We start from the raw sequence: 13,844 nt of genomic DNA, 5'->3' as shown, positions 1-13,844 counted from the left end.
CCTTCGATAATCGATTATGTTCAGGCCCCTCGCGATTCGTTCGCCGAGGGGCTTTTATTTATTTCGCCGACCGTTCGGTCAAAAGCGCGTCTCCCGGTTCCGCGGCAAGAAACGTGCGGACTCGGATTCTTCCGATTCCCTCAGGACTTACGCCCTCGTTTTCGGCGCCTATTATATATTTCGGCCATGCGTCCCTCGCCGCGAGCAGGGCTTTTTGTTTTCTGATTCGTTCGGCCTCGCCTTCGGACGAGCCGGTCATCTGTATGTACAGCCGTTTTCCTCCCCGTTCGCACACGAACTGGATGGTTTCCTTGATTTGACGGGACAGATCGACCCGTCCCTGGTAGACCGTCCATCCCTCCCGTGTTAGATGATTATAGACGGCGGTTTGAGAAGCTTTATCCGCTTCGTTTTTCGCCGCCGCGTTTGCGTAGGGGAAGCGGAGTCCGCAATCGGTAAAATACCATGCCGAGGCCGTATCCAGCAGTTTTTTGCGCGTGATATCCCATACCGGAAGTGACTCGATCAATCCCTCTTCTTCGCATGCTTTTAGATATTCCAATACCGATTGCGGCGAGATAGTCGCCATACGTGCGGCAAGCGCCAGGGCGATTTCGCGCGCCGGCAGCGGCTCTCCCGCGGAGCGCGCGAGCGTTTCAAGCAGCATGCGTACATGAGCCGGATTTCTGATGCCCCGGGCCTCGAGTACCTCGGTAAGCAAGAACGAATTCCCGAGCGATTCAAGGTAGATGTCCCTGCCGGGAAGCGACAGCGGGAGATTCATCCAGTCGGGAAGCCCTCCTGTTTTCAGAAAGGATTCGAAGTGCACCCGGGAGTCCTGCAGCTCAAGCGCGTTCAGATAATCGAGGTAGCCGGCGGGATACAGGCGAACTGCGGCAAAGTAGGGGGAGAACGCTTTTCTGCCCGCTGTTTCCAGGCGTTTTGTTCTTCGTCCGGTAAGATAGATCACCGTTTCATACTTTCGGATGATCTGCGACGCGGCTTCGATTAATCCCTCGATTCTGTCCGCGTCGTCGATGAGGAGGGCTGACGGCCCGACGCCGAGCGAACGGACCTCGCCGAGAAGATCGGCTCCCGTTCGGATTCTTTCCGAACCGCTTGCCTGAATGATGCGCAGCGGAGGGCGTACGGAGCGCAGTTCCCGCGCTATCTGTCCAAGAAATGTCGACTTGCCTGATCGGTGCGTTCCGGTAATGAGAATGATTTTGGACTCGTTTCTCATGGAGATAGCTTCCGTCAGCAGCTTTTCTCTATTGATTTGCATTATTTGTCAATTATAATAAACAATTAAAAAAATTACCAGATTTAAATTAATTATATAAGACGAAAATTACACGACTATGCAAGATTTTGTATTGATGGGGTCGGGCAAACCGGGTACATTTTCGCTATCACATTGAAGGAGTGTTACTTATGGCACGACAGATCAAGATTTTCGATACGACCTTGCGCGACGGCGAACAGGCCCCCGGATGCAGCATGAATCTGCAGGACAAGCTTGAAGTTGCGGAGAGCCTTGCGCGGCTGGGCGTAGATATTATCGAAGCCGGTTTTGCCATAGCAAGTCCCGGAGATTTTCAGTCCGTCCAGGCTATCGCCCGCTCAATAAAGGGCGTAACCGTTGCATCCCTGTCCCGGGCCCTGGAAAAGGATATCGACGCCGCGTGGAACGCGATCCGCGACGCTGAAAGCCCCCGCATACACACCTTCCTGGCGACGAGTCCGTTGCATATGGAATACAAGCTGAAAAAGACTCCCGACCAGGTGTACGAACAGGCGGTTAAAATGGTCGCCTATGCCCGCAATCTGTGCGGCGACGTCGAGTTCTCCCTGGAAGACGCGTCCCGCTCGGACCCGGCCTTCATGTACCGGGTTATCGAAGGCGTCATCAACGCGGGAGCTTCCACCGTCAATATCCCCGATACGGTAGGCTATGCGGTTCCCGAGGAATTCTCGGCTCTCATCCGCGGCATCAAGAATAATGTTCCGAATATCGACAAGGCCGTCATATCGGTTCACTGCCATAATGATCTCGGTCTCGGCGTGGCAAACAGCCTTGCCGCCGCGATGGCCGGCGCCGATCAGATCGAATGCACCGTAAACGGCCTCGGGGAACGCGCCGGAAACGCCGCGCTCGAGGAAATCGTCATGAATCTCTATACCCGCAAGGATTATTACAACATGACGACGCGGGTGGATTCGACCCAGATATGGCAGGCTTCCAAGAAAGTTTCCAAGGCTACCGGCGTACGCAGCCAGCCGAACAAGGCCGTCGTCGGCGAAAACGCCTTCGCGCACGAATCCGGAATCCATCAGCACGGCGTGCTGGCGAACCGCGCGACCTACGAAATCATGACGCCGGAGTCCATCGGCCTCCCGCACAACAAGATGGTTCTTGGAAAGCACTCCGGACGCCATGCCTTCGAGGAGCGCCTGGTGTACCTCGGACACCGCGTAAGCGAAGAACGGCTGGCCTCTCTGTTCGAAGAGTTCAAGGTTCTCGCCGATAAAAAGAAAACCGTTTCCGACCGGGATATCGACGCCCTCGTTACCGGTTCTTCCGGCGGAATTCCCGAAACCTACAAGCTCGACCGCTTCGTCATCAATTCCGGTTCTTCAATAACTGCTACTTCTGTGGTGCGCCTCGTCATGAAAGACGGAACCCGGGTGGAAAAAGTTTCCATTGGAGACGGCCCTGTCGACGCTTCCTTGAATGCGGTGGACAAGATAATCGGCGGCTCGGAAATCAAACTGGAGGATTTCTCCCTTCAGATCGTAGACGCCACAGATACCGGAGCCGACGCTCAGGGCGAATCGCATATCCGCATTTCCCGCGACGGACGCTCCTGGAACGGTTCAGGCGTATCCACGGATATCGTGGAATCAACCCTCAAGGCGTATCTGTCGGCCATCAACGCGATGACCTTCGAACTCGGACAGGAATTGTGAGGAGAGCTGAATGAAGGATCAAAAAGACGGAGCGCAGGATAAAAACGGGCTGCTCAGAAACGTTCATATATTCGATTCGACTCTGCGCGACGGCGCCCAGGGCGAGGGGATCAGCTTTTCCGTCCAGGACAAGCTGCACATCGTCCGCGCCCTGGACGAACTCGGAGTAGCTTTTATTGAAGCAGGCAATCCCGGTTCTAATCCGAAGGACCTCGAGTTTTTCGAGGAAGTGAAGAAGATCGAACTTTCCAATTCCCATCTGGTCGCCTTCGGTTCCACCAGGCGGAAGGACATTGACGCCTCGTCCGACCAGAACCTCCGGAGCCTCCTCGCGGCCGGTACCGAATATGTGTGCATCTTCGGAAAAACCTGGGATTTCCATGTTACTGAAATTCTCCGTTCCACGCTGGTAGAAAACCTCGCCATGATCCGCGACACCGTCGCGTTTCTGGTCGGCGAAGGCCGCACGGTATTTTACGACGCAGAGCATTACTTCGATGCGTTCCGCTCCAATCCCGGCTACGCGATGGAAACCCTTCGCGCGGCTGCTGAAGGCGGGGCTTCGGCTCTCGTTCTTTGCGACACGAACGGAGGCACTCTTCCGGACGACATACAATTAATGACGGAAAAAGTGGTCGCCGAGTTCGGCATCCCGGTCGGAATACACTGCCACAACGACACCGGCATGGCTGTCGCGAGCTCGATTCTCGCCGTCAAGGGAGGTGCTGTCCAGGTGCAGGGAACGATGCTCGGCTTCGGCGAACGAACCGGCAACGCCAATCTTTCCACGATCATCGCGAACCTCGAGCTCAAGATGCATATTCCCTGTATTCCTGCCGGGCGCGTCGCTGATCTTACTCCTGTGGCCCGCCGAATCGCGGAAATAGCCAACATCAACCTCGAAGGCGGCATGCCCTTCGTAGGGCACAATGCCTTCGCGCATAAGGCCGGAATGCACATCGACGCGGTCACCAAGAACTCTACCGCCTACGAGCATGTGCCGCCTGATGCCGTGGGCAACGAACGCACCTTCCTTATGAGCGAGGTTGCGGGCCGCTCCATGATTATAGAAAAGATCCGCAAATTCGATCCGAACATCAAGAAGGACACCCCTCTGGCTGCGCAGATCGTCGCCAGGGTGAAAGAGCTTGAACACGAAGGCTATCAGTTCGAAGGCGCCGAGGGAAGCTTCGAGTTGTTAGTCAGGAAGAATATGGGCAAATACAAACCCTTCTTCGACCTTCATTATTACAAGATAATCGGCGAACAGCCGATCGACGACGTGACCTGCACCGCGTTCGCCCAGGTGAAAATCGGCGTCGAAGGGGAAATGGCCATAACCGCCGGCGAAGGAGACGGTCCCGTCCACGCCCTCGACTGCGCGCTCAGAAAGGGCCTTGAACGCTTCTATCCCGGCGTGCGCCAGATTCGCCTCACCGACTTCAAGGTTCGCGTTCTCGATTCGCGCAGCGCGACTGCCGCGAAGGTGCGCGTATTGATCGAATCGACCGACGGCGAGGAAGTGTGGACTACGGTAGGAGTTTCAAGCGACCTTATCGAGGCGTCTTGGCTTGCCCTGGTGGATTCCTTCGAATACAAGCTGATTACGGACGTGGAAAAGCGTTTTCGCGCGTATCTGTAATGACCCTGCGCGGTCTTTACAAACAACCGGTTCAAAGGGTATTGTATTTAACCAGACTGCATTACTTTATAAATACTTAAAGAGGTGATTGAACATGAACTGCAAAATTGCAACTATTCCGGGAGACGGAATCGGACCTGATATCGTGCGCGAAGGATGCCGCGTGCTCGACGCCGTCGGATTAAAGTTCGGCCATTCGTTCTCGTATACGCCGGTTCTCGCCGGCGGAGCCGCCCTCGACGCGACCGGCGAACCCCTTCCTCAGGCGACCCTTGACGCCTGCCTCGCAAGCGACGCAGTGCTTCTCGGCGCGGTCGGCGGCCCGAAATGGGATACTCTTCCCGGCTCGAAGCGTCCGGAAAAAGCCCTGCTCGGACTGCGCGCCGGCATGAAGGTGTACGCTAATCTCCGGCCCGCCCTCATGTTCCGCCAGCTCGCGGACGCGTGCCCCCTGAAGAGCGAAGTAGTCGGCGACGGCCTGGATATTCTGATCGTCCGCGAACTGACCGGCGGGATTTATTTCGGCGACCGCGGCAGAAACGCGGATAATACCGCCGCCTGGGATACCGAAGCCTACAGCATTCCAGAGATCGAGCGGGTCGTAAAGATCGGATTCGAATCCGCAATGAAGCGGAAAAACAAGCTGTGCGTAGTAGACAAGGCGAATATTCTCGAAACAAGCCGCCTCTGGCGCGAAGTAACCGAGGCCATGAAGGCCTCCTATCCGACAGTCGAGCTTTCCTACATGTACGTCGACAACGCCGCGATGCAGCTTGTCCGCAATCCCCGCCAGTTCGACGTCATAGTTACCAGCAATATGTTCGGCGACATCTTGTCCGACGAAGCCAGCCAGATCACCGGCTCGATCGGCATGCTCGCCTCAGCATCCCTCGGCGACTCGGGCCCCGGCCTCTATGAGCCGATCCACGGCTCGGCGCCCGACATCGCCGGGAAGGATCTCGCGAATCCTCTCGCGACGATTCTCACCTGCGCGATGATGCTGCGGTATTCTTTTTCGATGGAGAAGGAATCGGCGGCGATCGAAGCGGCTGTCGAAAAGGTATTGGACGCCGGTTGGCGCACCGGGGATATCGCCGGTGGTGCCGAGGCCCGTTCGCGCCTCGGAGATAAGCTTGTCGGTACGAAGAAAATGGGCGACCTCGTCGTCGAGGCGCTGAAAGCGCTCTGACTCGGATCGTTTTAATTAGTGTTCAAGACTGTTTTCCATGGAGTTCGGATCGAGAAGGGTTTCTTCCGCCGGCTCCGGGGAAATCTCGATCCTTTCAGGGTGGTTTCTGAAAGACTTGAAGGGATTCATTCCCCTGCCGGTTTGAACGCCGGCAGAACGGACAAGAAATCCGCCGGTTTTTTTTGCTGGACGATTATACAGGGCGACGATTTTTTTTAACATTTCGCTGTCCTTGTTTCAGTCTGAATTCTCTCCTTTTCTTTGATATCTGGAGAGTACTTCATTCAGATCGTTCAGCATTTTTTCCTGTTCTTTTTGTATTTCGTATGCCTGGTCGAGATTCGGGATATCGTCTGTTAAAAAGAATTCGAAAGGATAGGCTTCGAGCGCGGTGCAAAGCAATTGCAGGGTTTTTTCGGAAAGAAACTTCTTTCCGTTTTCAATATTGTTTATGTAGGTCAGAGATCTGCCGGTACGATCCGAAAGGTCAAGCTGGGAGAGTTTCCGGCGGTTTCGGATCTTGCGCAGATTGTTTCCTACTATCTGTTTGACGTTGTAAGATTGCTTCATAGTTGTACCGTTAGTAAACTATTGGTTCAAATTCTGCGCAAACATCTATTGGATGAATTAACATTGCACTTTCAGCAGAGTCTGAAAGCGGTTCAGGAGGAATATGATGAGAAGCGAAAGAACGAAGAAGGGTATCGAGCGGGCTCCGCATCGCTCGCTTTTCAGGGCAATGGGCTATACGGACGAAGAAATGGCGCGGCCGATCATCGGAGTCGTCAATTCAAAGAACGAGATTATTCCCGGTCATATTCATCTTGACGCGATCGTCGACGCGGTTAAAGCCGGCATCAGAATGGCGGGCGGAACTCCGATGGAATTCCCCGCGATCGGCGTATGCGACGGCATAGCCATGAATCACGAAGGCATGAAGTATTCGCTCGTCACCCGCGAGCTCATCGCGGATTCCATCGAATGCGTTGCGACCGCCCATGCATTCGACGCGCTCGTGATGATACCGAACTGCGACAAGGTCGTTCCCGGAATGCTCATGGCCGCGGGCCGCCTCGATCTTCCCACCGTGTTTGTTTCAGGAGGCCCGATGCTTGCCGGAAAATACGGAAACAAACGGCTGTCGCTAACCAATATGTTCGAAGCCGTCGGATCGGTAGCCGCCGGAAAAATGAGCGAAGAAGAACTCAGCGAGATGGAAATGTGCGCTTGCCCTACCTGCGGCTCCTGTTCCGGCATGTTCACTGCCAACTCGATGAACTGCGTCACCGAGGTTCTCGGGATGGGCCTTCCCGGAAACGGCACGATTCCCGCGGTATACTCAGCCCGCATCGCGCTTGCGAAAAAGGCCGGCATGGCCGTAATGGACATGTTCGAAAAGGGCATTACCGCCCGGCAGATCATGAACGAAAAAGCCTTCGAAAACGCTTTGGCGGCCGATATGGCCCTGGGTTGCAGCTCCAACACGATCCTGCACCTGCCCGCGATCGCTCATGAAGCCGGCGTAAAAATCAATCTTCGCCGGATTAACGAAATTTCCGAAACCACTCCGAACCTTTGCCGCCTTGCTCCCGCCGGAGACTCCTTCATCGAGGATCTCGACGAAGCCGGAGGCATTCAGGCGGTGCTTGCGGAATTGGATAAAAAGGGAATCCTTCATACCGATCTGCTTACGGTTACCGGCAAGACGATCGCGGAAAACATCAAGAATGCCCGCAATAAAAATCCGGCTGTCCTCCGTCCCTCCGACAATCCCTGGTCCGCGACCGGCGGCATCGCCATCCTGTTCGGCAACCTCGCGCCGAACGGCTGCGTCGTGAAAAGATCGGCCTGCGCCCCTGAAATGCTCAAACATTCAGGACCGGCGCGCGTTTTCAATTCCGAAGAAGACTGTTTCAAGGCGGTCATGAACAATCGCATAAAAGCCGGAGACGTCGTGGTCATCAGATACGAAGGCCCGCGAGGCGGCCCGGGAATGCGTGAAATGCTGTCCGTTACCGCGGCTCTCGCCGGACAGGGGCTTGATAAGCAAGTCGCCTTGATCACCGACGGCCGCTTTTCCGGCGCTACCAGGGGAGCCTCGATCGGCCACTGCTCGCCCGAAGCCGCAGTGGGCGGACCGATCGCCTTCGTCGAGGAAGGCGATATAATCGCCGTCGATATAAACGCGTACTCAATCAAGCTTGAAGTAGCGGACGAGGAGCTCGAGCGGAGAAAAGCCGCATGGACGGCTCCCGAACCCAAAGTTACCAAGGGCTTCCTGGCCCGATACGCAAAAATGGTATCCAGCGCGGATACGGGAGCTGTATTGTCATGAAATATACTGGAGCGAAAATTGTGATCGAGTGCCTTGCGGAGCAGGGCGTAAAAACCGTATTCGGATATCCGGGCGGAACCATACTCAATATTTACGACGAATTGTATAAGAACTCCGACCGGATAGAGCACATCCTCACCGCTCATGAACAGGGCGCGGCCCACGCCGCAGACGGGTACGCCCGCTCGACCGGAAAAGTCGGCGTCGTCCTGGCCACAAGCGGTCCCGGCTGCACCAATCTCGTCACCGGCATCGCCACCGCCTTCATGGATTCGGTTCCGATGGTCGCCATCACCTGCAACGTTCCGACCCATCTTCTAGGCAAGGACAGTTTTCAGGAAGTCGACATTACCGGCATCACCATGAGTATCACCAAGCATAATTACATCGTGCGCGACGTGAACGAACTCGCCGGAGTAGTCCGGGAAGCCTTCGATATCGCCCGGTCCGGAAGGCCCGGCCCGGTTCTCATCGATATTCCCAAGGACATCACCGCGGCTTCTGCCGAGTGGACTCCTCTTGCGGCGCCGGTCGGCTCGGTTCATACTCCGGCCGTCAATCGCACGAACGTTAAAATTCCGGTAGCCAGTCCCCGGGCGATAGCGGATGCAGCAGCCCTGATATCAAAATCGGCTCGCCCCTTTTTCTATGTCGGCGGCGGCGTGGTCATCTCCGACGCGTCCGGGGAGCTTCGCGCTCTGGCGGAAAAAATCAACGCGCCGGTCTCGGTCACTCTGATGGGCAAAACGGCTTTCCCCGCTCCGCATGCCCTGTGCACCGGCATGATCGGAATGCACGGAACAAAGGCTTCGAACACAGCGGCGAATCAATGCGATCTTCTGATCGCGGTGGGCGCCCGATTTTCGGACCGCGTCATCTCCGATCCGAAAAAATTCGCCCGTTCCGCCTCGATCCTCCAAATCGACATAGACCCGGCTGAAATCAATAAAAACATGCCCACACAGGCCTGTCTGAACGGAAACATCAAGGAAATTCTCGCCTCGCTTGTATCTCTCGTTTCCGCTCGCCCCCGCGACGGCTGGAACGACAGCGTCGACGAGTGGAAAACCCACATTCCCGCGATGTATTCGCGGAAAACCTCGCTTCATCCCCGCTTCGTTCTCGAGTCGGTGCACGAGCGGGTAGGGGACGACGCGATCATTACGACAGAGGTCGGCCAGCATCAGATGTGGGTCGCCCAGTTTTATCCGTTCTCCAAGCCCCGCACCTTCCTGACCTCGGGCGGTTTGGGCACCATGGGCTACGGAACCGGCGCCGCTATGGGCGCCCAGGCGGGAAATCCCGACCGCACCGTGGTTCATATCGCCGGAGACGGCTCGTTCCGCATGAACCTCAACGAGCTTGCGACGATCTCGCATTACAATCTGCCGGTGATCATCATCGTCGCGAACAACGGCACCCTCGGCATGGTCCGCCAGTGGCAGAAGATGTTCTACGACAAGCGCTATTCGGCCACCACGCTCGATCGTCCGCCGGATTTCGTCAAGCTCGCGGACGCCTTCGGCATCCGAGGCTTCAGGGCGAAAACAGAAGCCGAATTCGTGTCCGCCTTCGATCAGGCCCTCGCGGAGCGGAAGCCCGCGCTGATCGACTGCTACATGGACATCGATGAAATGGTATTTCCGATGGTTCCCGCAGGAAAACCTATTGACGAATTGCTTTTGGATGCACAATCCTAGAGGAACATGGTTTTTCCAACTTTCGGATTCGCATTCTTTTTTCTCGCGGTGTTCATCGGTTTCCACTATGTATTCAGAAGGAACCTTGAACGCCGCTTGTTCCTCTGCGCCGCCAGCCTCCTCTTTTACGCCTTTTGGGACTGGCGGTTTTGTTTCATCCTCGCCGCCTCGGCGGCAGCGAATTACGGTTTCGGCCTTCTCGTCGGCTTGAACCGCGACCATCTGAAACGAAAGGCGTTTCTTGTTCTCTCGGTCGTTTTCAACGTCGCCCTTCTCGGCTTTTTTAAATACTACGATTTTTTCGCGGACTCTTTGAATGGGCTTCTGTTCGCCAGGAGCGGCGGAGGCTTTCTGCTTCCTCTTCTTCATGTCGTCATGCCGGTCGGCATTTCCTTTTATACGTTCAAGGCGATGAGCTATGTTTTCGACGTATATCTGTGCAAGATGCCCGCGGTGAAATCCTGTCTCGACGTTCTCAACTATCTTTCCTTCTTCCCCCAGGTCGCTTCCGGTCCGATCGTTCATGCCGAGGATTTCTTTCCCGACATGACCCGCGCGATCGGCTCGGGTCTCGAACTCGGCTCGCGACCGATCGAGCTCGACAGGGCCGTCCTCCATATCATGCTCGGCCTCTTAAAGAAAATGGTCTTCGCCAATTATCTTTCGACGCTTCTGGTCGACCCCGTTTTTCTCGATCCCCTCGCGTTCCATGCTCTCGATGTGTTTTTAGCCGGACTCGCCTACGCCGTCGTCATTTACTGCGATTTTTCCGGCTACAGCGACATGGCGGTCGGCATCGCCTTGCTTCTCGGTTTTCATACTCCCGCGAACTTCGATTCGCCCTACGCCTCGTGGTCAGTCACCAATTTCTGGCGCCGGTGGCACATCAGCTTTTCCTCATGGCTGAGAAATTATCTGTATTTCAGCCTCGGCGGATCCCGGTTCGGGACAGCGAGAACCCTTCTTGCTCTCTTCGCCACCATGCTGCTCGGCGGCCTCTGGCACGGAGCTTCCTGGACCTTTCTGCTGTGGGGAGCCATGCAGGGAGCCGCCCTCGCATTGGAGCGAACCTTCAATTACGGAACGGCTCCTTCTCCCGTTCCCGGCAAGAGAATTCTGCAAGTGTGCGGAACCTTCGCCTTCACCTATGCGAGCTGGATCGTGTTCCGCTCGGCTTCTCTCGGCCAGGCAGGCCTTTTCTTCCGTTCCCTTCTCAATTTCAAGGGCTTCTCGCCGCTTCAGTTTTCGCCTGTCAACGTGATTCTCGTCACGGCGGGACTCGCCATGCACGCAGTCCCCCGGTCTGTACTCTCCGTCATGTTCCGCGCATACCGCGCGCTGCCTCTTCCGGTGAAGGCTCTCGCCGCGGCCCTTTTCTTCGCCTTCCTGTCCGTTGTTTCGATGGCGGGAATTGCCCCGTTCATTTATTTCCAATTCTAGGTTCAAGGAGTTATCCATGCGCATAATCGCTCCTTCAGACGGCTTCTATTCCGTAAATAAAACCCTTCTTTTCGCGCTGTTGACCGCGGTTTTCGCTTCACTATTCTGCGCGAAGGATCTTTGGATTCCCGCTTCCCGGATCAGCGACCTTCACGTTCGCGCAGTCCTGCTTTCGCTCACGGATCTTATCTCTCACCATGCCGGCAAAACCACTTTAGACTGCGCGGTGCCGCTCGTTCGCTCCGCGTATTTGAAAACCGCCGGCCTGGAAAATCATCCCTCCTGGGATTCGCGCTACTTCAACCGGAGGCAGCCGGCAGAAAGCCTTCCTTCTTCATCGGCGGCTTCAATCGAAACAAACGCCTCCTCTTCCTTCTCCCCGGACGTGCTGTCTCCGCCCGCCCGGCAAGGTGAGCTGTCATCCCCTGAAACCGTCCTGCAGAGTCCCGCGGAACAGTCTTCCTCAGGCTCGCTTCCGATCTCAAACGCTGAAAACCCGCCCGCCTCACCGGTTGAAAGATCGAAATCCTTTGTCCATTCGTCCCAAAATCCCTTAAGCGTTTTCATGTTCGGCGATTCTCAGGTTTTCAGCCTCGGCTCGGGGCTTTCCCGCCTCGCCGGAAAGGATTCTCCCGTAGACGTCGAATTTCTCGCGATCCACTCGTCGGGCATAATCCGCGGCGATTATTATAATTGGAAATCGAAGCTCGCCGATACGCTCTCTTCCTCCCCCCGCGACGCGGTGATCATGATGCTCGGAATGAACGACTGGCAGAATTTCTGGAACGACGAAGGCCGGGTGATGGTGAAGGGCACGGAAGAATGGAACGAGGCCTACCGCAAAAAATGCCGAGATTTGATCGACGTCGCGCTGCTCTATGGTTCTCGCCTCTACTGGATAGAAATGCCTCTGGTGAAAAGCCAAGCCTACGCGCAGAATCTGGCCGCCGTTGACCGGGTGCAGGCAGAGGTCGCCTCCGAATACAGCCCCGATCTCGTCACCCGCGTTTCTCTGCGGGAATTTTTGGGTAAAAACGAAATACCCTATACCGATTCTGTCGATTTTAAAGGCAAGATTATCCGGATCATGTCGGAAGACGGCAGCCACTTTACGGTTGAAGGAGGCCAGCTTGCCATGAGCCCGCTGTTCAAACGCCTCTCGGCAGACTTCGCCTTCTCGGAACTGCCAGTTGCCCATCTTCCGGAATAGATGGTATATTTCGCTCAAATCTTGAAATAATACGGAGAGTCCCATGCTGAAACGAAATCCCCGGATCGCGAATCTTTCATCCGGCTACCTCTTCCCCGAGATCTCGAAACGCCGCGCCGCATACGCGAAAGCGCATCCTGAGGCGAAGATCATCAGTCTCGGGATCGGAAACACAACGGAGCCTCTCACTCCCCATATCGTCTCGGCTCTTCATGCGGAGGTTTCCCGCCTGGGCACACCCGAAGGCTATTCAGGCTACGGCGACGAAACCGGGCTTGCGGCCCTTCGAGCGAAAATCGCAGAAGTATTATATGAAAACCGCGTAAGCGCTGACGAAGTTTTTATTTCCGACGGAGCGAAATGCGACATCGGCAGGCTGCAGTATCTTTTCGGGCCGGACGCGAAGGTATGCGTTCAGGATCCGGCCTATCCGGTCTATGTCGACGGCTCTGTCATGGCGGGAGCCGCCGGCCCGGCCGCATCCGGCGCGAGCGGTTACGCGGGCATCGTTTATATGCCCTGTACAGCGGCGAACGGCTTTTTTCCGGATCTCGCGCTGGTTCCTGAAAACTCGCTCATTTATTTCTGTTCTCCGAACAATCCGACCGGAGCCGTCGCGACGCGCGAACAGCTGACTTCCCTCGTGCGCGTCGCCAGGGAAAAATCTTCCATCATCATTTTCGATTCCGCCTACTCGGCCTTCATCCGCGACCCGGCTCTTCCCCGTTCGATTTTCGAGATCCCGGGAGCAAGAGAGTGCTCCATCGAAGTGAACTCGTTCTCCAAGCCGATCGGCTTCACCGGCGTGCGTTTGGGCTGGTCGATCGTTCCCCGCGAACTTTCTTTCGCGGACGGAACACCCGTCGCCGCCGATTGGACCCGCCTCATGACGACTATATTCAACGGCGCCTCGAACATTGCCCAACAGGGCGGACTCGCGTCCCTGGACGAACAGGGCATTGCCGAAACGCTCGCGCTCACGGATTACTATCTTGAAAACGCCCGCCTCATCCGCGAAACCCTTTCGGGAGAGAACTTCCGCAACGCGGGCGTATCAATTTTCGGAGGAGACAACGCTCCGTACGTGTGGGCAAGATTTCCGGGACGGAAGAGCTGGGAAATATTCGATCTGATTCTGGATTCCTGCCACGTCGTGTGCACCCCCGGCGCCGGATTCGGGCCCGCGGGCGAAGAGTTCATCCGCTTCAGTTCTTTCGGCCACCGCGCTCAGGTTTCAGAGGCTTGCAGCAGATTGTCCAAACTGATTCTGTCTTGATATACAGGGCACCTCTAAAAACTTCAGTTTTTAGAGGTCTACCTTAATATAGGTGTAAATCCTGTAAGGATTTACAAGGGCA

At 55.9% G+C, this 13,844-nt stretch carries 11 protein-coding genes; 8 read left to right on the top strand and 3 right to left on the bottom strand.

The window, feature by feature from the left end:
* Positions 1 to 58: 58 nt before the first annotated feature.
* Positions 59 to 1,285 (bottom strand): AAA family ATPase, encoded by a 1,227-nt coding sequence (locus K7J14_RS09615; RefSeq protein WP_230755665.1) that lies wholly within the window; start codon positions 1,283 to 1,285, stop codon positions 59 to 61.
* A 149-nt stretch (positions 1,286 to 1,434) separates the two neighbouring features.
* Between K7J14_RS09615 and K7J14_RS09610 the strand changes: the two genes are divergently transcribed.
* The 3 genes from K7J14_RS09610 to leuB all read left to right on the top strand — a co-directional run bounded on the left by K7J14_RS09610 (position 1,435) and on the right by leuB (position 5,801).
* Complete coding sequence (locus tag K7J14_RS09610; protein WP_230755663.1) at positions 1,435 to 2,970, top strand: 2-isopropylmalate synthase; 1,536 nt, start codon at positions 1,435 to 1,437, stop codon at positions 2,968 to 2,970.
* A gap of 10 nt (positions 2,971 to 2,980) precedes the next feature.
* Complete coding sequence (cimA, locus tag K7J14_RS09605) at positions 2,981 to 4,612, top strand: citramalate synthase (protein ID WP_230755661.1); 1,632 nt, start codon at positions 2,981 to 2,983, stop codon at positions 4,610 to 4,612.
* A gap of 94 nt (positions 4,613 to 4,706) precedes the next feature.
* Positions 4,707 to 5,801, top strand: a complete 1,095-nt coding sequence (gene leuB, locus K7J14_RS09600) for a 3-isopropylmalate dehydrogenase (protein WP_230755659.1) — start codon at positions 4,707 to 4,709, stop codon at positions 5,799 to 5,801.
* A 15-nt stretch (positions 5,802 to 5,816) separates the two neighbouring features.
* Here the strand turns inward: leuB and K7J14_RS09595 are convergent, their stop codons facing one another.
* Both K7J14_RS09595 and K7J14_RS09590 read right to left on the bottom strand, forming a co-directional pair.
* The gene (locus K7J14_RS09595; protein ID WP_230755657.1) at positions 5,817 to 6,023 is read right to left on the bottom strand and encodes a hypothetical protein; all 207 of its coding nucleotides are present in this window, start codon (positions 6,021 to 6,023) and stop codon (positions 5,817 to 5,819) included.
* Between the two features lie 15 nt (positions 6,024 to 6,038).
* Entirely contained in the window at positions 6,039 to 6,371 is a 333-nt protein-coding gene (locus K7J14_RS09590; protein WP_230755655.1) for a helix-turn-helix domain-containing protein, read from the bottom strand.
* Between the two features lie 106 nt (positions 6,372 to 6,477).
* Between K7J14_RS09590 and ilvD the strand changes: the two genes are divergently transcribed.
* Genes ilvD through K7J14_RS09565 form a run of 5 tightly spaced genes read left to right on the top strand, consistent with a single transcriptional unit; the run spans position 6,478 to position 13,762 of the window.
* A complete protein-coding gene (gene ilvD / locus K7J14_RS09585) occupies positions 6,478 to 8,136 on the top strand; it encodes a dihydroxy-acid dehydratase (RefSeq protein WP_230755653.1) in 1,659 nt (552 codons plus the stop codon).
* Positions 8,133 to 9,836, top strand: coding sequence for a biosynthetic-type acetolactate synthase large subunit (gene ilvB, locus K7J14_RS09580; protein ID WP_230755651.1), 1,704 nt, complete (start codon positions 8,133 to 8,135; stop codon positions 9,834 to 9,836). Before ilvD ends, ilvB begins: the two co-directional genes overlap by 4 nt.
* A 6-nt stretch (positions 9,837 to 9,842) precedes the next feature.
* Complete coding sequence (locus tag K7J14_RS09575; protein WP_230755650.1) at positions 9,843 to 11,276, top strand: MBOAT family O-acyltransferase; 1,434 nt, start codon at positions 9,843 to 9,845, stop codon at positions 11,274 to 11,276.
* 16 nt (positions 11,277 to 11,292) lie between these two features.
* Positions 11,293 to 12,486 carry a DUF459 domain-containing protein gene (locus tag K7J14_RS09570; protein ID WP_230755649.1) on the top strand — a complete coding sequence of 398 codons (1,194 nt, stop codon included), beginning with the start codon at positions 11,293 to 11,295 and terminating at the stop codon, positions 12,484 to 12,486.
* 43 nt (positions 12,487 to 12,529) lie between these two features.
* A complete protein-coding gene (locus tag K7J14_RS09565) occupies positions 12,530 to 13,762 on the top strand; it encodes an LL-diaminopimelate aminotransferase (protein WP_230755648.1) in 1,233 nt (410 codons plus the stop codon).
* Positions 13,763 to 13,844: the final 82 nt, after the last annotated feature.

Source organism: Teretinema zuelzerae (genome assembly GCF_021021555.1).
GTDB classification, from domain to species: Bacteria; Spirochaetota; Spirochaetia; order Treponematales; family Treponemataceae; genus Teretinema; species Teretinema zuelzerae.
The sequence above is the reverse complement of the archived record's forward strand: the minus strand, read 5'-3'. Positions and strand labels throughout refer to the sequence as shown.